This window comes from Chryseobacterium pennipullorum, from assembly GCF_003384725.1.
Lineage (GTDB): Bacteria > Bacteroidota > Bacteroidia > Flavobacteriales > Weeksellaceae > Chryseobacterium > Chryseobacterium pennipullorum.
On sequence record NZ_QNVV01000002.1, the window covers coordinates 147,687 to 167,875 of the forward strand.

Genomic DNA, 20,189 nt, shown 5'->3' on the forward strand with positions numbered 1-20,189 from the left:
GTATGGAGACTTACCCTGAAGCAAAAATTCACGACTGGAGTCATCTGCTCAATGACTATCCATTTCTGAAGTATTAATCATTCTCCGTTTTTGTCTATTTTTCTCCTTGAACAAAAAGCCCCGGATTAAAAATCTGGGGCTCTCTGTTTTATTTCTGCTGACTATCTTTCGTCATCATTATCGTCCTCATCGTCAAAGACATCGTCATTGTAATCTTCTTCTTCCTCATCGTCGAAACTGTCATCTTCATCTGAAAAGTTTCCTCCTGCACCGAAATCATCTTCAAAACCGAACTCATCATCTACCAATGGCATTGCTGATTTCTTTTTAGATCCTCCGTTTTTACTTGGTGCTTTCAATGGAACATTCCCAAAGCGGTACACCGTAATCGGGTAGTTCACTCCTTTGGTCTCTTCAATAACTTCTACAAGCTCACAAAAGAATTCCCAAAGATCAAGAAGCCCGTACTGAAACTGAGCTTTGTCGCCTACATTGGCAAAAGCTTCATCAATGTAGACATCTGACATAATCTCGCCATCACCATCATCACTCATATCTTCCAATGGGACACTTTTTATGATCGTTCCGTCATCTTCTAACAGATTAAAAGTAGACAGCTCATCTCCCTGAAGACTGAATGCACTTTTAATTCCTAAATGTAAGTTCCATAACGTTTGTTTTCCCTTAACTTCAATATCACGGAAAATATCCTCTTTCGCATCTAATATTACGCGGATTTTGTAAACCATATCAGTTTCTTAAATTACTTTTTTGCCTTTATAATTATGATAAATCTCTGGTGCAAATATATAATAAATGACATGTGACAAAAAAATATTTCAGGATTTTTTAAAATATTTTTTTTTCTTACATTTTGCCGGAATTATTTACTTTTTTCGAGCATAAAACTAAACTTCGTTCCTTCAAGATAAACACTTTCCACTGTAATGTTTTCATTATGTGCCTCAAGGATATGTTTCACGATAGCAAGCCCCAATCCTGAGCCGCCTTCTCTTCTGCTTCTGCTGGTCTCCACCCGATAAAAACGTTCAAAGATTCTCGGAAGAATTTCAGATTTGATGCCCATACCATTATCTATCACTTCTATCAGGACTTTATTTTTTAAGACACTGGTCTTTACACTCACTTTTGCTTCCTGTCTGTTTGCATAATGGATCGCATTAGAGATCAGATTGATAAAAACCTGGGAGATCTTCTGTTTGTCAGCCTCTACAAAAATCTGAGGATGAAGGGTCTGGATCTGTAATGTTGTATTGTGCTTCTCTGCTTCAAGATCGAGCAGATCAAAGATCTCTTTGATTAAAAGATTGACATCAAATTTTGAAACGGTAAGGTTGATTTCTCCGGCCTCCAGTCGGTTGATCATATCCAGGTCGGTCACAATCGCAATAAGCCGTTCTACAGATTTATCAATACGCTCCAGATATTTATCTCTGATGGTAAGATTGTCTACTCCGCCGTCTCTCAGCGTTTCTACATATCCCTGGATAGAAAATAGCGGAGTCTTCAGCTCGTGGGAAACGTTTCCGATGTATTCTTTACGGTAACTCTCCATTTCTTTCATCATATCGATTTCCGTCACTTTCTGCTGGTTGAGGTCTGAGAATCTTTCACCCAGCTCCTTGATGGTTATATTTTCATCATTCGCATGAACGATTCCCTGAGGAAGAATTCCTGAAAGGCCTTTTACCTGCTTTCTTCCGTAATAGTTGAAAAGCAGCTCCAGTACCACACAGTTGATGATGAAAATAAGAACAATACAGATGAAAAAACCTATTTTAAAGGAAGGTGTTTCATAATAAATATCTTTTAGTGAATCAAAAATGACTACTAAAAATAGCATAACCAGGGTCAGCAGACACGAGGCAAGGAGGGTGAGTCTGTAAAATTTCAATTTTACAAAGTTTTAAGGATTGAACGTAAAGTTAATATTTTTAACCGATTAAACGATCAGCTTATATCCGATCCCTTTTAAGGTCTGAATGGTATTGATTCCTAACTTTTCTCTTAATCTTCTGATGTGAACATCAATGGTTCTTTCTCCTACAATGACATCATTACCCCAGACTTTCTCAAGAATTTCCTCTCTCTTAAAAACTTTCTCTGTGTTGGAAGCCAGAAGGTAAAGCAAATCGAATTCTTTTTTAGGAAGCAGAAACTGCTGTCCGCTTTTGGAAACCCTGAAATTATCTTTGTCAATAACCAGATCTCCGATTTCGATGAGCTTGGCATTATCGGAAACCTGAGATGTCAGCTGCAGGAGTGCATTTACTTTTGAAATCAGGATTTTCGGTTTGATCAGTTTTACAATATAATCATTGGCACCTGCCTGGAAGCCGGCCAATTGTGAAAACTCCTCGCTTCTTGCGGAAAGAAAAACAATCAGTGTTTTCTGAAGTTCCTTTACCTTACGAAGTTCCTGACAGGTTTCGATACCGTCTTTTTCAGGCATCATGACATCCAGCAGGATCAGGTCCGGGATAATTTCCTTGGCTTTTTCTATCCCTTCGTTCCCGTTGGTTGCAGTATGGATATCATATCCTTCTTTTTCCAGGTTGTAAGACAGAATCTCTAAAATATCCAGTTCATCGTCTATTAAGAGTATTTTCTTTTGGCTCATTTTAAATTTTTACTGTTTCAAAGTTAATGATTTTTGAATGATAGATTAACAAACCAATCATCGTTCACATAAAGTTAACAATAATACGTATTTCTTAATGTTTAGTTAAAAAAAAATTAAATTTTACTAAACCATTTACCCCGCCAATCTTTTATTCCTTTGCACCGAAAGAATCTAGTAAACAAAGTAAGTAAACGAATGAAAATTAATAAACTTAGCATTGCAGTCTTATTTTTATCTGGATCAGTGTTTTATGCTCAGGAAACCAAGCAGGACACGATCACTAAGGAGAAAAAAATTGAAGGCGTAGTAATCCAAGGAAGCAGTAACAAGAAAACTGAAACTGCAGTATTAGGAGAGCAGAAGAAAGCGATTATTCAAAAACAGGCTGTAAGTGCAGAAGAGATTTCCAGAAAAGGAATTTCCAACGTAGAGCAAGGTCTTACCAAAGTAACGGGGATCACTACGGTAGAAGGAAGAGGTCTTTTCGTAAGAGGTCTTGAAGAACGATACAACTATTTATTAATTAATGGTCTTGGATCTCCTTCCAACAACCCTTTCCAAAAGATCATTGCGTTAAAGCAATTCCCAACGGATGTTGTAGGTAAATTGAATATTTACAAGACTTTCAACTCCAATCTTTACGGAGATTTTGCAGGAGCAACTTTTGATATTGAAACTTTAACGATTGACAAGTCATTTTCAAAAGTAGAATTCAGTGTTGGCGTAAACACACTGAGCACATTCAGAGATAACTTTAAAGTAGCTGAGGGTGCAGATGGAATGAATGGGTATCTGGGATTGAATTCCAGAGACAGAAGGCTTCCAAGTGAAATCAGAAACGCAAGACCTAATAACTACAGATTTACAACTGACGAATCTTTGAATTCATTTAAAGACTCATGGAATGTTGATAATGTGAAAACAATGCCTAATACGAGTATTGGATTTACCACGGTACAGAAAGTAAAAGCTGGAGAAACCGGAAATTTAGGGATCTTATTCTCATTAAACCAAGGTACGAAGTTCGAATATAAGGAGGGTGATAATAATCAATTCAGAGCGCAGGGTTCTACGCTTATTGACAATATGAATTATCTTACCCGAAAGCAATATAATTTCCAAACAGAATCTTCTATTTTGTTAGGTTTAGGTTATAAAAACCGTGGAACTAATGTTAATTTAAATGCTATCTATCTACAAAATACCAATAATATTATTGAAGATAATTTTGGATACAAGGATCAGCAGATTCAGAATAAAGACACAGGCTTTTTTAGAACCAATCAATTAGATATCTCAAGATTTTTAGATTTACAACTTACTGCGTCTCAGAAAATTTCTGATAGACACCAACTAAAAGGAGGAATCAGCTACGTAATCAATAACTACAGCCAGCCGGATCGTAAAATTTTAGATGGAAACAGAGCTGATAGTACAGGAAAAATGCTTCCTGACGGACAAGTGCTTATGAGTTATGGTGGGAACAACCTTATCCGTCAGTATCTTGATGTTAATTCAAGGTTTTACGGTTCTGCCTATGCTGAATATCAGTTATCATTAGGTGAAAAGGGTGACAGAAAGGACTATCCAATACAAATCACTGCAGGATATAATGGATTTACAGATTTTAGAAAAACATCCTACCGATTTATTTTTGGCCGACGTGCAAGTGATTTAAATCCAAGTTTTATAACCAATATAGATACTCCTCAAAACACCTTTGATGCTTCCATAAGAAAAGGGGATTTATTCTATCAGGAAGGATCGGATATTTCACAATTCTTCAGCAGTTTCTATCAAATTATTAATGCAGGCTATGCCAATGTTAATATTAAACCTAATGATTCATGGGATATATTATTGGGAGCACGATATGAGCATGATATGACTCTTATCCGTTATTCTGAGCAAAGTGCTAAATATAAAACGAATGTAGAAAAAATCAAAGATTTTATTCTACCCTCGCTTTCCATCAAAAAAGCTATTGACACTAAAAATAACTTAAGGTTCTCATTTAGTAAAACAGTTACCAGACCTATTCTTATCGAAACGATGCCCATCAAGTATATCAGCCCGGATAACGTAAATATTGTCGGTAATGAAAATATTCAAAATAGTGAAAATTACAATTTTGACCTAAAATGGGAATATTTTCCAACAAACAAGGAGATGTTTGCTGTAAACCTATTTGCCAAGCATATTAAAAATGCAATTGAGCGTTCATTAGTGGCTTCAGGGGATGCTACAGGAGCAACCATAACCTATTTCAATGCCAAAAAAGCAGATATATATGGGGTGGAGCTTGAAGGGATCTTGAACCTGGGCAGAATTTCTGAAGCATTAGATAAATTCACTTTAGGAGCTAACGCTACTATTATGTATTCCAATGTAGAGCGAAGCCAAGATCAGCTTGATATGGAAGAACCTACATGGTTTAAAACCACAGGAGAAAAACTTCGTAAAAGAGGTTTGCAGGGAGCCGCTCCATATACCATCAATGCTGACTTAAAATATGAGTTCAAAAATCGCAATAACTTATCACAAACATTCTCATTAGTGTATAATGTATCGGGAAGTAAGATTTATGCAACAGGAGGCGCCGGTACAGATAATTATTATGAAAAGCCTTTCCACCAGTTAGATTTCGTTTATCAGAATCAGCTAACAAAAAACTGGAATTTGAAAATGGGAGTTCAAAATATTCTTAATAACAAGTATAGAATATTACTGGGCGACAAAAACTATTTGCCACTTAATCTGGAAGAAGGAAATAATACTCTGACTAATTATTACAGAGGAGTTACTTTCAACTTAACCGTAGGCTATACATTTTAAAAATCAATTTAATAAAGTAAAATAAGTATAAAATGAAAAGAAGAGTATTATCATTATTATCATTAACAGCAGTATTAACGTTAGCCCTAAATTCATGTACTATAGAAGTAAATGATGGTCTTGGTGAAACAGTTGTTACCCCTGGTGTGACAGATTTAGAAGGAATCATCAGTAAGGATACCGTATTTAAAAAAGGAAATTATAAACTAAGAGGTGTTGTAAAAGTTATGAACGGAGCAACGCTTACTATTGAAGCCGGAGCAACATTCACCGTAGACACTTCTGTTACCAGTGGGTTAGTTGTTCTTCAGGATGGTAAGATCAATGCTGTAGGTACTGCTGCAGAGCCAATTGTATTTACAACATCAACGAAAATGCCTGGTGACTGGGGTGGTATTACTTTATACGGAAGTGCTCCAATCAAAGCTGTCAACGGAAACACTTCTGCTCTGTCTGAAGATGGTAACAACGTGAAATACGGAGGTAGTGACGCAGCATCCAATTCGGGAGTAATGAAGTTTGTACGTGTAGAATACGCTGGTAAGAAAATTGGAGATGGTACATCTGAAACCAACTCTATGACCTTCTATGCAGTAGGAACAGGCACTGTGCTGGAAAACCTTGTTACATACAAAGGAACAGATGACGGTTATGAATTCTTTGGAGGAACTGTAAGTGCAAAAAACCTTGTTTCTTATGGAAACTATGATGATTCTTTTGACTGGCAGGATGCATGGAGTGGACAGGAAAACACAAACTGGTATGCTTTCCAGACAGGTACAGGTAACTTCGGAATGGAAATTGAAGCTTCAGGAAATGCAGACAATATTGCTCCTAAGATTTCAAATATTACTTTGATCAGAAATGCTAACACTAATCCTGAAACAGCAAACTCTCCAGAAATTTCTGCAATCCAGTTTAAAAAACATGGAACAGGGATCTTCTCTAATGTATATATCAGTGGATACAAAAATATCGGATCACAGAAAGCATATGCTGTCTTGATTCAGGATGATGCTACAAATACAAGCCAGGTGAATGCAGGAAAAGTAAAAGTAGAACCTCTTACTTATCTGAATTCAGATAATCCAGGCGTTTGGGGATATGCTCAAACTAACGCAGGTAAAACATTCACGAATGCTACAGGTGTTACAAAAGTATCTCTGGTAGCAGGAGCATGGGCTACGGTAGATGGAGTAAACCTTTTAGCAGCCCTACAATAAGACTAGTTTCTTCATTTCAAATAAATAAGCCATCAGAAAATTTACTTTCTGATGGCTTTTAGTTTATATTCGTATCACTTAATACTCGTATTTATGGGTGAGGATCACTTTTTTTATTTTATGCCTGACAGACTGAGTAAAAACTTTATTATTTTTAGTTTTTAATAAAGCCTTAATCATATCCTGATTTAAAACATTTATTTCAACAATAAAATCTACATATAGATTTAACCAATAGTTTTGTTGATGCTCGATTAATTCTTCCAGGATTAACTGTACGGGAAAAATATCAGAAAGTGAAACATCATATGTATGAATGAGTGTTGTTAGCTGTTTACTTACATCTTCAATATATTCAAAAATAATATAAAACGGCACACCATAAATGGAATCCGCATAGATTTTGTTGGTTTTACCTTTGTGGATGATTTTCCATCTATCATCAAGATAATAACACTCATATTCTTCCTCTGGAATATAAATTATCCTTTTCTCCATATTTATATCAAAAAATATCGTTCATTTCACCAATCTATTTCTAAAAGAAATTGCAATTTTTTCATCTTTATTCGGATAACATTTTTCACTTGTTCGAAATAACCGCTTAAACTAATAACGAAATCAATATTTATAAGGGACAGTTACTAAAATTTTATCATGTTCTAAATTCATATGCTCATTAAAAATACGATCATCTAATCCCCACTTATTAGTTCCTATCAATAGACTATAGGCCACTATATATGTTTTTTCCTTGTTGGTTTCGATTTCAAAAATTTTACCTTCATACAACTCAAACTTTTCTTTTAAATCAGATCTGAGAGTTTCTTTTTCTACAATAGAAACTGATATAGAATCCCATAGAGTCTTTATATCCATGTACTCTACAAATGAAAACTCAAGATCAATATTATAGGATGTTTCTTCTGAATAGCCTTCCTCATCGCCATATTGCATAACACTTCGTAGAAGCAGAGAGCTATGACTTACAGTATATGCCCAGATTTTGAACTTTCTTTTTGAATAAAATATCATAGTACTATTTCTTTTGAACAATTAAATAAGCATCATGAATCTCGTAGAACATCATCATAAATAAAAAAACAATGTAAGCTAGTCTTTAGCCTATATCCACACTCTGTTAATTTACAAAATAATTTAAAGACTGACCAGTAATGATATGTAACATTTGATCAATGTCATTTTATGGAGCTTCTTTTTTCGACGTTCATAACGATCGAAGAATTATTACTTTAGTTTTACCGAAAGCTGTTTTAAAATCATCAGAATTATTCACTCGATTTGTATCTCTTCAGAAAAAAGCCACCGAAAACATCGGCGGCAGTTACAAAAAACAAGTATATAAAAAAATATATATTCAAATTACTTTCTCCAGAACAGATTCCCGTTATGCATGAGGGCTTCTATTTTTGACATTCTGGAAACGGCTTCAGCTGAGCATGAGGCATCCGTCAGAATAACAGCGGCACTGTCTCCTGCTTTAGGCCATTGCTGTTTCCCTTTTTCATCCAAAGGAAGGATATTCTGGGTGGCAAACTGCAAGGATCTTGACAAGTCAAATTCGGTAGCATATCCGTAAAGCTCAGCGATGAGATTGGCTTTCTGAAGCATATTTCCCGAGCCAAAAGTACTCCAGTAATCCTGTACATTATCGTTACCGATCAGTACATTTACCCCATGTTTTTTTAAACTTGGGATCGGCATAGGCTTTCCTTTGAATGGTACAGAAGAAGCAATACCTACCTTTCCCTCTGCCAGTCTTGCAGCGATATGTTCCGTTTCCTGTGGGGACAGATGTGCCAGAGCAAATGCGTGGCTTATAAATGTTTTTCCCTGAAGCTGTGGGTTTTCAATCGCCTTATCAATAAGGTAATTGATTGTTTTCATACCGGATTCTCCTACTTCGTGCAGGTGAATATCAATTCCTTTATGATGGTCCAAAGCCAATTGCACAGTAAAATCCACTACTTTTTCAATATTTCCATCAATACTGAATGGGTCAAGTCCACCCATGAAATGTACGCTTTTAAGCTGGGCCACTTCTTTCATCAGTGAAGCCGATTCCGTATAATACACCCCATGCTGAGGAAAGGCGACCAGTTCAGCAGTGAAAGAGTCTTTTTTATTTTCAAGAGCCTGTTCCAGATGTTCCAGCGACTGTAATCCCGAGGTAGGATCAATATTAAAATGCGTCCTGACAGAATGTGTTCCGTAATGCTGAAGCAGATGGATCAATTGTTCTGCTCTATTTACAGATGTTTTCAGCAATTCGGGAATGATCTCCTGTTCATAGGCAATCATATCCTTTACGGTTTTCCTTTTTGAAGAAAGGGCCTGCCAGGGAAGTCCATAAAGCGTTTTATCCAGATGGATATGCATATCGCTGAAAGCCGGAAGCATCAGATAGCCATGAGCATCTATGACATCAGCATCAGGTTCGTTGGTTTTTACCGTTTCAATTTTTCCATCCTCAATGTCGATGCTGAAAAGACTTGTTATCGTTCCGGTGATTTCTTCATCATCATATTCAAAACCAGTTTCCAGGCGTACATTTTTCAGGGAATATTTTCCTTTTGCAGTCAGTTGATAGGGAAATTGCATGATTTATATTTTAACAATACAAAATTACACCGGCTTCATGGGAATAGCGGTGTACCAATTATGTCTTGTTTTGTATGATTTATTCTTTGAACTGAGAAGGGGTCATTCCGGTCTGGGCTTTAAAAAATTTTGAGAAACTGGCGTGATCATAGAAACCGAGATCATACACAATGTCTTTCACAGACATATCAGAAACTTTTAACAGACGTTTGGCCTCGAGTAAAATACGGTCCTGGATCAGAGATGAGGCCGAGGCATTGAGATTTTTCTTGCAGACGATATTCAGATAATTGGCAGAAATATTCAGCTTATCTGCATAGAAAGAAACTGATCTTTCGGTTTTAAAATGGACATCAATGAAATGCAAAAATTTTGAAATCATAGGGTTTGAGTGGTACATTTCGAAATCTTTGAAAGCCCCTTCCACCGATTGGCTCACCAATAAACCGATCAGCTCACTTCTTTTCTGAATGAGTTCCCAGAAAACCGGCTCTCCGCGTAATGCTTTCTGAATAGACTGAAATTCATACAGGAAAGTTTCAAAAACCTCTCTGGAAAGGTTGATAACAGGGTGATTCTGATAGTACGAAGCGGAAAACCTAAGTGAAGGCAGAAAACTTTCAAACCAATCCCTGCTGATCATTAGCTGATAACCTACTGTTTCTTTTTCGATCACCCACTGATGAACCTGATCCGGAAAAACAAGATGGATCTGCAGGTCTTTCACTGCATATTCGGTAAAATCTATTGTGTGAGACCCTACCCCATGTTCAAAAAGATTGATGATAAAAAAGTCATGTTTATGAGGTTCATCGATAGAACGTGCCCCGGAGAGTTCATTAAACAGCAAATTACAGCCCTTAAGCTGATTTTCACTGAACTCCTGAATGCCCAAAATGGGAAAATGATCTGTATGATAGCTCACGCAATCTGTATTTCTCCTAAAATTAATAAAATTTTTCGCAGGAAAAACGAAAACAGCCACAAAAGGAACATGAAAGAACCTTTTGTGGCTAAACATCAACTAAATTTTATATAAATTTATTTCTAACCGGTAACCACACCAAGACCATCCTATGATCTCAGTATTTGAGCTATTTCTCTGAAGCCAAGTGACTCAGCATGCTGTAAAGGAGTTTTCCCCGAATGATCCGGTATCGTGAGATCTGCTCCGCTATCCTTTAATATCTGTACAATTTCCTGGTATTTCTGGGTTCCATTTCCTAGAATTACCGCTTCCATCAGCGCAGTCCATCCCAGGCGGTTTACATGGTTAACCGGAAATCCTTTTGCTTTGACGAGAATCTTTACGGTTTCCACATGTCCACGTTCACACGCAGGGATCAAAGCAGTTCCGTTATATCTGTTAAAAAGATCGAAACGGGCACCGTTTTCAAGAAATAACCGAACCAGATCCGTTTGCCCGCTTGCTCCGGCATACAGAAACGGACTGTCCAGCTGGTTGTCCTGAAGATTGACGTCCGCTTTATAGGAAACCAATAGCCTGGCCATTTCCAGATGCTTTTCTATAGTCGCTATCAGTAACAAAGATCTACCCTTTTTATCACGTGTATTGACTTCCAAACCTTTCTCCAAAGCAGATTTTACGGCAACAATATTATTTCCTCTTACGTCGTCAATGATATTTTTCTGTTGCATAACATATTCTTCTGATGGTTTTTCAGTCTTATTTTCGCAGGCATTCAGACTTCCGAATGCCAAAAGAAATACCAGAGCTTTCATCCTATTTCAGTGTTGGTTAAAAAACAATATTTCCCTGATGAACCAATGATTCTACATTGGAAATTCGGGACACCGCCTCAGCGGAACAGCTTGCATTCAACAGGACAAAGTCTGCCTGGTCTCCTGCCTTAGGCCATTGCTGATTTCCTTTATCATCCAAAGGAAGGACATTCGCCGTTGCCAGTTTTAAGCTTCTTGATAACAAAAATTCTGTGGAATATCCATACAGCTGTGCCATTAAATTGGCCTTCTGGAGAACACTTCCCGTCCCGAAGGTATTCCAGTGATCTACAATACTGTCATTCCCTGTCAATACGGTGACATTGTGTTTGTATAAAGTTGGAATAGGCATCACAAGCCCTCCGAAAGGAATGGTAGAAACAATCCCGATCTGTGCTTCTGATAATTTTTCTGCCATCTCTTCCTGCTTTGTTTTATCTAATTTGGCAAGTATAAAGCAGTGGCTCAAATACGTCTTCCCTTTTAGGGATGGGTTTTCATTCACTTTTTTAATAAGGTATTCTACAGTCTTCAATCCTGAATCTCCTGTTTCATGCAGATGGATGTCAATTCCTTTTTGATGATCCAGAGCGAGCTGAACGGTAAAATCAACAACCTTTTCTATATTTCCGTCCACATTGAAAGGATCTACTCCACCAATAAAGTCAATATCCATCTGGGCAGCCTCTTTCAGATAGGACGCTGAATCTGTATAAAATACTCCATGCTGCGGGAAAGCCACAAGTTCCGCTCCAAATCCTTTTTTCTTATGATCTAAAGCTTTCTGAAGGTTTTTTAATGACTGAAGCTTTGAAGTGGGTTCTATGTTCACATGACTTCTTGCAAACGCTGTTCCTTTTGACTGAAGGAGCTCTATCATTTTTTCAGCTTTGAATGTTGAGTTTTTCAGCATTTCTGGAAGCATCTTCTGCTCCAGCTCAATCATTCCTTTAATCCCGCCGGTTCTTTTTCTTACCGCTTGCCATTGATCTCCATAAAAAGTCTTGTCCAGGTGGATGTGCATGTCTTTAAATGCAGGAAGCATCAGAAACCCTTTTGCATCTACAGCATTAGCATGTGGCTCATTCGGTGAAACTTTCGTAATTTTTCCGTTTTCAACTTCAATATAAAACAGATTGGTTTTGGTAGAGGAAACTTCCCCATCCTGATAATCAAATCCGGTTTCAAGCCGGATATTTTTAAAGCTTATTTTTCCTTTTGAAAAAACACTTTTCTCATCAGAAAACGGAGATGCTGCCATAATATTAGGGATTAGAGTTACACCCGCTACAGCCAAAGCTGAATTTCTGATAAAGTCTTTACGGGATATGTTATTGTCTGAAGTCTTCATGTCCAATCTATTTGTTACAAATTTAGAAAGAACAGACAGGAAGAAAGTGTATCGTTTATTACAAAATCTGTATGATTTATATTTTGTTTTAGTTCTGAGATCAATACCGTGTTTGATGTTCGATGAATCCCTCCTTAATAATTGGTTTCATGAGCTTTTGCAAACCCAATAAAAAAGACCGGATTGTTGAAGTCCGGTCTCTCTTATTATTGATTAGAATATTCAAATTTTCTTACTGCTTCCAGTGTCATTTCAATTTCCTTCGCCCTGATAGCATCACTGATAAAATAAGTTTCATATCCACTTGGCGGAAGATAAACCCCATTGGTCAGCATGTGGTGGAAGAAATTATTGAACAGAGAATGATTGGCTTCCTGTGCCTCATCGAAATTAGAGACAGCATGAGTATGGAAAAACACAGACATCATCGATCCTTTTCTGTTGATTTTATGAGCAATCCCTTTTTCATTTAAAATCTTTCCGATCTCAATATCCAGGGTTTCTGTCGTTTTGCTCAGTCTGTTGAAAAATTCCGGATCCTTTTTGATCAGTTGAAGGGTTTTTAATCCCGCTCTCATCGCCAAAGGATTTCCACTCAATGTTCCAGCCTGGTATACTCCTCCTTTTGGAGCCAGGTGATCCATGATTTCATTTCTTCCCGCAAACGCCCCTACCGGTAATCCACCTCCGATCACTTTTCCATAGGTAACAAGATCAGCTTTTACATTGAACAGCTCCTGAGCTCCCCCGAAAGCAAGTCTGAAACCTGTCATTACCTCATCAAAGATCAATAAGGCTCCATTTTCGTCACAAATTCTTCTCAGATTCTGAAGAAAATTGTTCTCAGGCAGTACGCAGCCCATATTTCCTGCAACAGGCTCTATAATAACGGCTGCAATTTCTCCCGGATTATGTCGGAAAAGATCTTTAACCTGTTCAAAGTCATTATAACGGGCCAGCAGCGTATCTTTGGCAGTTCCCTCTGTCACTCCCGGAGAATTCGGATTTCCGAAAGTCGCAGCACCGCTCCCAGCTTTAATCAGAAATGAATCTGAATGGCCATGATAACAACCTTCAAATTTTACAATTTTATCTCTTTTTGTATATCCTCTTGCCAGTCTGATGGCACTCATACATGCTTCTGTTCCGGAAGAAACCATTCTGATCTGGTCTATATTCGGAACATTTTCGATGATAAATTTTGCAATTTCTGTTTCCAATTCTGTAGGCGCTCCAAAAGAGAATCCTTTTTCAGCCTGCAGCTTCAGATCTTCCAATACTTCGGGATGAGTATGGCCTAAAATCGCAGGCCCCCATGAATTGATATAATCGATATAGGTATTGTCATCCGCATCAGTAAGATAAGCACCTTTTGCTGATTTCATGAATACAGGAACACCTCCCACTGATTTGAATGCTCTCACCGGAGAGTTTACGCCTCCCGGAATGTATTTGTAGGCTTCATCGAATAAAGCCGAACTTCTTTGATATCTCATTTTTTATCTTTTATTGTTTAACCCTCAAAGTAGAGAGTTCCATCTTCTCCTGCATAATTTTTCTGTCCATTGATCATGGTAGAGTACAGCTGAAAGGGACTGCCGTTTTTCCAAAGCTGTACATCCCGTTCAAATTTTCCGTCTAATACCTGATTGTTAGGAAGAACTGTTCTAAAAATTAAATTATTCTGATCACTGGGATCCGGCTCTGAAAGATATATCAACCCGCCGACATCCACTAAAGTAATTTCATGATATTTATTAGGATATATCTCATGGGAATATTCATCTACAAGCCCTATTAAATTCGAAGTATTCTTTGTATAAATATAGGGAAGACCTCTATAATGCTGCCATCCTATATGCGCCAGCTCCGGGGTGTTTAAGAATATTTTCTTGAGTTCAGGAATGTAAATTCCGATCGATCTATCACGATCTCTTATTTCTATAAAATCTCTTTTAAAATTTAGCTCATAATGATCATTATTGAAGGGCTTCAACATTACATTATCTTCATCACTAAGATCATCCCAGCTTAATACAATCTCCTTTACATCTCCTTTATAGAATGGTTCTGCTTCCCTTACCCATCCTCTATCCTTTACCGGAGGTCCTGGTTTTTGGATTTGCTTTTCAAGACGCATTTTTGTTTTTATGGAATAATAGTAGTAATCCCATCCATCAAAAACAAGAAATTTACCACCATCTACAGCTATTGGTTTATCAGAAATAAATGGCATAATCAGCGTTGAATGGGAACCAATAATTCCAAATCTGCCGTTTAGTACGGCATGAAAACCTTGCACAGAATTATCATACCAGCTTATATAGCTGTACTGCGGCTGTACTGTAATCAATTTACCAGTATCACACAATCCCCATACCTTCCCTTTTCTGTAAGGAATATAATTTTGTTCCTGAGAAAATAGTGCGCATGACATCAACATTAAAAATATCAAAAGATATTTAGATGTCATATTTAATATTTTCATGGGAGTAAAGGATATTAATTTCTAGGTTTTTTATCAATCAAGTAAATCAGCTGTCCTGCAGATGGCTGCTGTCCTTCATTCATTCTGTTTTTAGCGTACAATTTATGTAGTTTGATTCCGAATTTCTGAGCGATAGTATGCATATCTTCTCCTGACTCTACCTTATAGGTAGCCGTATTTCCTGTAGAATTTTTTGACTCCAGGAATACAATATCATTTTTCCTTAATGTCTGATTTTCCAGTTCGTTCCACTTCATCAGTCTGTTTTCGCTGACCTTGAATTTGTTGGCAATGAACTTAACGTTGGTATCTTCAGGAATGATAATATACTTCAGACCATCATTCGGATGGCTTTTGATAAGAATGGAATTAAGAATCTCCGCTTTAGTCTTGATTCTTTCCACTCTCTTCTGCTGCTGAGCATAAGAAGTTTGTTTGTAAGGAACCTCCACCGTCACCGGATCTTTAGCTTTTTTACCATATTTAGAGGGCTCAAGCTGTGCCATGAAAGCTCTATCGTCTTTCAGGTCCGGATACATTTTAAGAAGAGCATACAATACTTCAGTAGAACTGGTATTGTCGTATTCATACAATCTGTACTTTTCTATTTTCGTAATAAGAATGGAAGCATAACGCGGGTTGGTAGCGTAGCCTGCTTTCTTTAAACCATGTGCCCATGCCCGGTAATCTTTCATATCCAGCCTGAAAAGATTGGCGTAATATTTTCTCGTAGACAGGAATATGGAATGATCTTCATAAGACTGTCTTGGATCGTCATACACACGGAAGCACTCATTGGGAGCGTCATCCGTATGCTTCATGGTTTTACCGTTCCAGTCTTCTTTGCATTTTATACCGAAGTGGTTTTTACCTTCCTGAGCCAATCTGCTTTGTCCGCCACCTGTTTCCAGGAGTCCCTGTGCAAGGGTAATAGAGGCCGGAATTTTATATTTTTCCATCTCCTCCACTGCGTATTTGGCAAATTTCTGGATGTACTGATCTTCAGTTGCCCAGGTTTGGGCTGAAAATTTTGATAAAACTAAAAGGCTTATGGTTAGGAAAAGTCTTTTCATGTTTTTCAATTTACTTATATAATTAAATTTCTATTCTGTTTTTCTAAAAGCAGATTAGCTCCCTCAATGCCCTGTAATCCTCCGGTATGAAAGCATAAAATCCTGCTGTTTTCAGGAAAAAAATCTTTTTCAATCAGTTCAAAAAGCTTCTGCATCATTTTTCCTGTATAAATCGGTTCTAAAGGAATACTGTATTTCTCTTTGAAATCATTGATAAAACGGATATTGTCATCACTTATTTTACCATAACCTCCAAAACATGAATCTATTAGATGATAATTCCGTTTCAAAGTTAATTCAAATATTTTATTTTCCAGCGAAGCATCCTCCACGACCCTGAATCCTATAACTTTCTGATTATCTTCACAAAATTTTGAAATTCCGGCAATCGTTCCTCCGGTTCCGACGGCGGTGCAAAGATAGTCAAAATCTTTGGTTTGCTCATTGAGCATCATTTTCACCCCTTCAACAGCCGCTGCATTGGTTCCTCCTTCCGGAATGACCAGGGCTTCAGGAAACTCCTGCTCCAGGAATTCCGTCAGTTTTTCTTTATGCCTGTATTCTTCACGGGTGACAAATTTCAGGTTCATGCCATTTCTTTTTGCAAAAAGTAAGGTGGGATTGTCACGCCATTTGGTCTGGAGCTCTTCACCCCTGATGATACCCAGAGTAGGAATCACCGCAATACTTCCTGCTGCTGCAACCGCTGCAATATGATTAGAAAACGCGCCGCCAAAAGTGATCAGGTAGGGCTGTTCCGGTTTTTGCTGGAGGTAATCGTTGACATTATGAAAGAGTTTCCAGTATTTATTTCCTGAAACCTGAGGATGGATCTGATCTTCTCTTTTGATGAAAAGTCTAACCTTCTTATCAACGGGTATTTCCTGGATCGGAATAGTTTCTGTCGGGAGTTGTAATAGCATTATAATCTTGGGCTGCTCATATTATTACTGCAAAATTAACAAAAGATTTATGGATTGGAGATTTTCTAAACAATGAGATCTTATTTTTACCCTGTTTTATCATTTTTTATGTTCCAATACCATAATCTGGCCGAATATCTATTTTTGATGAACCTATGTATTAATCCTGGTATTCAGACGTATTTCGTGAAACTCCAGAACTTTCTATTTCTAAGATAGTCCGGATCATTTTCCCTTGCATAGGCTTCCCGTTCGAATGAAATTCTTCTGTAGGCCAGGTAACCGTCTTTCAGTTTGAACAACCAGTAATAATATTCAATAACGTAGAAAATGTAAAAGAAGATGACCAACATCTCCAGTTGTTGCCGCAAATGGATTTTTTCATGGTTGATAAGTACTTTATTTTCCTTATCTTCGGGTTTCCTAACGAAGATAAAAGGAAAGAGAGCAATGCCGTTAATTTTTAGTTTTTTTAGTGGCTTTTGGCATACAATTATCATACTAACAAATATATAAAGTTTTTTGACTAGCATTTAACTTATGGCCCATTTTGACATCAAAGAAGGTGAAGACTTTTACTATAATGAACAGGGATACAAGGTTTTTACAGAAAAATTTCATCTGAAAAGAGGACATTGCTGTAAAAGCGGCTGCAGACACTGTCCTTACGGGTACGATAAAAAGACGGATACATTCATTAAAATTGATAAAAAAAAATAAATAAAATGAAAAAATATATTTTTATCCTGTTGGCTTTCGCTACATTAGCTCTTACTTCATGTAGCCCTTTTCAGGTGCGATCAGATTACGCAGAAACGGCCAATTTTAATTCTTATAAGACCTATAAAATAAGAATTGACGATTTAAAACTGAATGATATTGATAAAGACAGAGTGCTGAATGAGCTATCAAGACAGCTTCAGACCAAAGGACTTCAGTCCGGAGAGAGCCCTGACCTCATTATCAACGTAAAGGCCAATCATAAAAAGATCACAGACATCAGCACCACTTCACCTTATGGAATGTGGGGATGGGGCGGACCTTTCGGATGGGGTATCGGTATGAACAGAACCTGGACCAGCAACTATAATGAAGGGGCCATTATCGTAGACCTCATCGATACCAAAACCAACAAACTGGTTTGGCAGGGTATCGGAAGCGGAATTTCTGTAGATTCTCCAAGATCTAAACAAAGACAGATTCCAGAAATTATGGCTGAGATTATGAAAAATTATCCGCCACAAAGAAAGTAAATCAGATCGCTATTATGATATACAGCCGGTACATTTTTGTACCGGCTTTTTTATTGACATCATCTCAATTGACATTGCTGTTGGGGTACATGCAGTCCTGCAACAATCAACCAGTACTACCATGCATCCCCGGTGAACAGGGTTGTAACATGTATTACATTCAAAATTAATAATAATGTAATTTTTTATTCATAAAAATGTAGTAATCTTGCTTGAAAGTTTAATTAATATGAAAAAAATCATTTTATTCTCTGTATTTGCGGGATTGGCCAATGCCCAAGCTCCTGCAGGATACTACAATGCAGCCAACGGACTGAGCGGTGCTGCCCTGAAAACAGCATTAAGCGACATCATCACCAATGGACATCAGGACAAAGGATATAGCGGGCTGTGGACAGCTTACAAAACCACTGATATTGATAAGGATTACGAAAATGACGGATCTATTCTCGATATTTATTCAGAAAAACTTGTAGGTGCTGATCCCTATAATTATACACCAGGATCCAATCAATGTGGAACATACAGCACAGAAGGAAATTGCTACAACCGTGAGCATATCGTTCCACAAAGCCTTTTTAACCAGTCATCACCAATGGTCTCGGATGTCCACTTTATCAGAGCTACAGATGGAAAGGTCAACGGAATGAGAAGTAATTATCCTTTTGGAAAAGTGGGAAGTGCTACTTTTACTTCTAAAAACGGATCAAAACTCGGCAGCTCATCTTCTTCAGGCTACGGAGGAACCGTTTTTGAGCCCATTGATGAGTTTAAAGGAGATGTGGCCCGTATGATATTCTATTTTGTGACCAGATATCAAAGCAAGCTTTCTTCTTTTTCTTCAGGAAATATGTTAGGCAGTTCTGCATTTCCAGGTTTACAGACATGGGAACTTAATGTTCTTCTCGCCTGGCATAATCAGGACCCCGTTTCCCAGGCTGAAATTAAAAGAAATAATGCATCCTACACGTTCCAGGGTAACAGAAATCCTTTCATTGACAATCCAAGCTATGTAAACCAGATCTGGGGATCTCAACAGCCTGGCGGTGATACACAGGCTCCAAGTACGGCAACAGGACTAAATGTTTCCGGAAAAACATCCAACAGCATCTCTCTTTCGTGGACAGCTTCTACAGATAACGTTGGGGTAACTGCGTATCAGGTGTATATGAACGGAAGTCTGAAAGCCACGGTAAGCTCTACCTCAACAACAATTTCAGGGCTGACTCCTTCTACGAATTATAGTTTTTATGTTGTGGCTCAGGACGCAGCCGGAAATTCTTCTTCGAACAGCTCAACGGTTTCTGCAACCACCAATGCAGGGTCTACGACTCCATCCACAGAATGTACCCAGGAAAATTTTGAAACAATTCCGGCTGCCAATAGTTCTTATTCTACACGAACATGGAGTAACAACGGAATTTCCTGGACGGCTACGGATTCCAGAACGGATCAAACCATCAACAATAAAGCCATTACAGTAAGAAACGGTTCTCTGACTTCAGGCAGCTCAGGCAATGGCATCGGATCTTTAACCGTAACTACGCAACTGAAGTTTTCAGGCAGCAACGGGACTTTTGACGTAAAAGTAAACGGAACAACGGTAGGAAGCATTCCTTATGGAACCACTGCGGCAACAACAACAATCAATAATATCAATATCTCCGGAAATGTGACGGTAAGCCTGGTTAATAATTCTTCCAGCAACAGGGTCGCTATTGATGATCTTTCCTGGACCTGTTACTCAGGATCTTCTGCAAAACAAGCTCAGAGTCTTGCTCCTGAGGCAAAAAGTTTTAAGATCTCTCCCAATCCGGTGACGAATCAGGAAATTGTTGTAAAAGGAGACCTCCAACAGGTAAAAAAAGCTGAAATTTATACGCTTCAGGGAAAAGTACTTCAGACGATAGATCAGCCGTTCAGAAACGGTAACTCTATTAAAACCGGGAATCTTGGCCAGGGAATTTATATTTTAAAACTGGATCAGACGACCATACAGTTTTTGGTAAAATAATTAAAACAGAGTATTGTAAA

At 37.8% G+C, this 20,189-nt stretch carries 19 protein-coding genes; 5 read left to right on the forward strand and 14 right to left on the reverse strand.

Annotation, left to right across the window (positions count from 1 at the left end):
- Window positions 1-161: 161 nt before the first annotated feature.
- The 3 genes from DRF67_RS03080 to DRF67_RS03090 form a co-directional block, all read right to left on the reverse strand.
- Complete coding sequence (locus DRF67_RS03080) at window positions 162-749, reverse strand: IS1096 element passenger TnpR family protein (RefSeq protein WP_115926556.1); 588 nt, start codon at window positions 747-749, stop codon at window positions 162-164.
- 134 nt (window positions 750-883) lie between these two features.
- Window positions 884-1,915, reverse strand: a complete 1,032-nt coding sequence (locus tag DRF67_RS03085; RefSeq protein WP_115926558.1) for a sensor histidine kinase — start codon at window positions 1,913-1,915, stop codon at window positions 884-886.
- 48 nt (window positions 1,916-1,963) lie between these two features.
- Window positions 1,964-2,641: a response regulator transcription factor gene (locus tag DRF67_RS03090; protein WP_115926560.1), complete on the reverse strand. Its 678-nt coding sequence runs from the start codon at window positions 2,639-2,641 to the stop codon at window positions 1,964-1,966.
- Window positions 2,642-2,839: 198 nt separating this feature from the next.
- On the opposite strand from DRF67_RS03090, the gene DRF67_RS03095 reads away from it, so the two are divergent.
- Together DRF67_RS03095 and DRF67_RS03100 are read left to right on the forward strand one after the other, a co-directional pair.
- Window positions 2,840-5,479: a TonB-dependent receptor domain-containing protein gene (locus DRF67_RS03095; RefSeq protein ID WP_115926562.1), complete on the forward strand. Its 2,640-nt coding sequence runs from the start codon at window positions 2,840-2,842 to the stop codon at window positions 5,477-5,479.
- A 32-nt stretch (window positions 5,480-5,511) separates the two neighbouring features.
- Window positions 5,512-6,702 (forward strand): hypothetical protein, encoded by a 1,191-nt coding sequence (locus DRF67_RS03100; protein WP_115926564.1) that lies wholly within the window; start codon window positions 5,512-5,514, stop codon window positions 6,700-6,702.
- A 78-nt stretch (window positions 6,703-6,780) separates the two neighbouring features.
- On the opposite strand, the gene DRF67_RS03105 is transcribed toward DRF67_RS03100, so the two are convergent.
- The 11 genes from DRF67_RS03105 to DRF67_RS03160 form a co-directional block, all read right to left on the reverse strand.
- Window positions 6,781-7,200: a hypothetical protein gene (locus DRF67_RS03105; protein ID WP_115926566.1), complete on the reverse strand. Its 420-nt coding sequence runs from the start codon at window positions 7,198-7,200 to the stop codon at window positions 6,781-6,783.
- A 123-nt stretch (window positions 7,201-7,323) separates the two neighbouring features.
- Complete coding sequence (locus DRF67_RS03110; protein ID WP_115926568.1) at window positions 7,324-7,737, reverse strand: hypothetical protein; 414 nt, start codon at window positions 7,735-7,737, stop codon at window positions 7,324-7,326.
- 348 nt (window positions 7,738-8,085) lie between these two features.
- Window positions 8,086-9,324, reverse strand: coding sequence for an amidohydrolase (locus DRF67_RS03120; protein ID WP_115926572.1), 1,239 nt, complete (start codon window positions 9,322-9,324; stop codon window positions 8,086-8,088).
- A 79-nt stretch (window positions 9,325-9,403) separates the two neighbouring features.
- Window positions 9,404-10,249: an AraC family transcriptional regulator gene (locus DRF67_RS03125; RefSeq protein ID WP_115927052.1), complete on the reverse strand. Its 846-nt coding sequence runs from the start codon at window positions 10,247-10,249 to the stop codon at window positions 9,404-9,406.
- Window positions 10,250-10,398: 149 nt separating this feature from the next.
- A complete protein-coding gene (locus tag DRF67_RS03130; protein WP_115926574.1) occupies window positions 10,399-11,067 on the reverse strand; it encodes an ankyrin repeat domain-containing protein in 669 nt (222 codons plus the stop codon).
- A gap of 16 nt (window positions 11,068-11,083) precedes the next feature.
- Window positions 11,084-12,418 (reverse strand): amidohydrolase, encoded by a 1,335-nt coding sequence (locus DRF67_RS03135; protein ID WP_115926576.1) that lies wholly within the window; start codon window positions 12,416-12,418, stop codon window positions 11,084-11,086.
- Between the two features lie 206 nt (window positions 12,419-12,624).
- Window positions 12,625-13,914, reverse strand: coding sequence for a glutamate-1-semialdehyde 2,1-aminomutase (gene hemL, locus DRF67_RS03140; RefSeq protein ID WP_115926578.1), 1,290 nt, complete (start codon window positions 13,912-13,914; stop codon window positions 12,625-12,627).
- Window positions 13,915-13,931: 17 nt separating this feature from the next.
- On the reverse strand, window positions 13,932-14,891 hold the full coding sequence (locus tag DRF67_RS03145; protein WP_123912700.1) for a hypothetical protein: 960 nt from the start codon (window positions 14,889-14,891) through the stop codon (window positions 13,932-13,934).
- A gap of 29 nt (window positions 14,892-14,920) precedes the next feature.
- Window positions 14,921-15,979 (reverse strand): glucosaminidase domain-containing protein, encoded by a 1,059-nt coding sequence (locus DRF67_RS03150; RefSeq protein ID WP_115926582.1) that lies wholly within the window; start codon window positions 15,977-15,979, stop codon window positions 14,921-14,923.
- A 14-nt stretch (window positions 15,980-15,993) separates the two neighbouring features.
- Complete coding sequence (locus tag DRF67_RS03155) at window positions 15,994-16,902, reverse strand: 1-aminocyclopropane-1-carboxylate deaminase/D-cysteine desulfhydrase (RefSeq protein WP_115926584.1); 909 nt, start codon at window positions 16,900-16,902, stop codon at window positions 15,994-15,996.
- Window positions 16,903-17,075: 173 nt separating this feature from the next.
- Window positions 17,076-17,402 carry a hypothetical protein gene (locus tag DRF67_RS03160; protein ID WP_115927054.1) on the reverse strand — a complete coding sequence of 109 codons (327 nt, stop codon included), beginning with the start codon at window positions 17,400-17,402 and terminating at the stop codon, window positions 17,076-17,078.
- Window positions 17,403-17,442: 40 nt separating this feature from the next.
- Between DRF67_RS03160 and DRF67_RS03165 the strand changes: the two genes are divergently transcribed.
- The 3 genes from DRF67_RS03165 to DRF67_RS03175 all read left to right on the forward strand — a co-directional run bounded on the left by DRF67_RS03165 (window position 17,443) and on the right by DRF67_RS03175 (window position 20,169).
- A complete protein-coding gene (locus DRF67_RS03165) occupies window positions 17,443-17,622 on the forward strand; it encodes a DUF5522 domain-containing protein (RefSeq protein ID WP_115926586.1) in 180 nt (59 codons plus the stop codon).
- 5 nt (window positions 17,623-17,627) lie between these two features.
- Window positions 17,628-18,155, forward strand: coding sequence for a DUF4136 domain-containing protein (locus tag DRF67_RS03170; RefSeq protein WP_115926588.1), 528 nt, complete (start codon window positions 17,628-17,630; stop codon window positions 18,153-18,155).
- A gap of 229 nt (window positions 18,156-18,384) precedes the next feature.
- Window positions 18,385-20,169, forward strand: a complete 1,785-nt coding sequence (locus DRF67_RS03175) for an endonuclease (protein WP_115927056.1) — start codon at window positions 18,385-18,387, stop codon at window positions 20,167-20,169.
- Window positions 20,170-20,189: the final 20 nt, after the last annotated feature.

Coding starts and splice junctions, on each gene's coding strand:
- DRF67_RS03130 (WP_115926574.1), bottom strand. CDS start 11,067: ATGAAAGCTCTGGTATTTCTTTTGGCATTCGGAAGTCTGAATGCCTGC.
- DRF67_RS03165 (WP_115926586.1), top strand. CDS start 17,443: ATGGCCCATTTTGACATCAAAGAAGGTGAAGACTTTTACTATAATGAA.
- DRF67_RS03160 (WP_115927054.1), bottom strand. CDS start 17,402: ATGATAATTGTATGCCAAAAGCCACTAAAAAAACTAAAAATTAACGGC.
- DRF67_RS03100 (WP_115926564.1), top strand. CDS start 5,512: ATGAAAAGAAGAGTATTATCATTATTATCATTAACAGCAGTATTAACG.
- DRF67_RS03090 (WP_115926560.1), bottom strand. CDS start 2,641: ATGAGCCAAAAGAAAATACTCTTAATAGACGATGAACTGGATATTTTA.
- DRF67_RS03155 (WP_115926584.1), bottom strand. CDS start 16,902: ATGCTATTACAACTCCCGACAGAAACTATTCCGATCCAGGAAATACCC.
- DRF67_RS03135 (WP_115926576.1), bottom strand. CDS start 12,418: ATGAAGACTTCAGACAATAACATATCCCGTAAAGACTTTATCAGAAAT.
- DRF67_RS03145 (WP_123912700.1), bottom strand. CDS start 14,891: ATGACATCTAAATATCTTTTGATATTTTTAATGTTGATGTCATGCGCA.
- DRF67_RS03080 (WP_115926556.1), bottom strand. CDS start 749: ATGGTTTACAAAATCCGCGTAATATTAGATGCGAAAGAGGATATTTTC.
- DRF67_RS03120 (WP_115926572.1), bottom strand. CDS start 9,324: ATGCAATTTCCCTATCAACTGACTGCAAAAGGAAAATATTCCCTGAAA.
- DRF67_RS03095 (WP_115926562.1), top strand. CDS start 2,840: ATGAAAATTAATAAACTTAGCATTGCAGTCTTATTTTTATCTGGATCA.
- DRF67_RS03170 (WP_115926588.1), top strand. CDS start 17,628: ATGAAAAAATATATTTTTATCCTGTTGGCTTTCGCTACATTAGCTCTT.
- DRF67_RS03105 (WP_115926566.1), bottom strand. CDS start 7,200: ATGGAGAAAAGGATAATTTATATTCCAGAGGAAGAATATGAGTGTTAT.
- DRF67_RS03175 (WP_115927056.1), top strand. CDS start 18,385: ATGAAAAAAATCATTTTATTCTCTGTATTTGCGGGATTGGCCAATGCC.
- DRF67_RS03110 (WP_115926568.1), bottom strand. CDS start 7,737: ATGATATTTTATTCAAAAAGAAAGTTCAAAATCTGGGCATATACTGTA.
- DRF67_RS03150 (WP_115926582.1), bottom strand. CDS start 15,979: ATGAAAAGACTTTTCCTAACCATAAGCCTTTTAGTTTTATCAAAATTT.
- hemL (WP_115926578.1), bottom strand. CDS start 13,914: ATGAGATATCAAAGAAGTTCGGCTTTATTCGATGAAGCCTACAAATAC.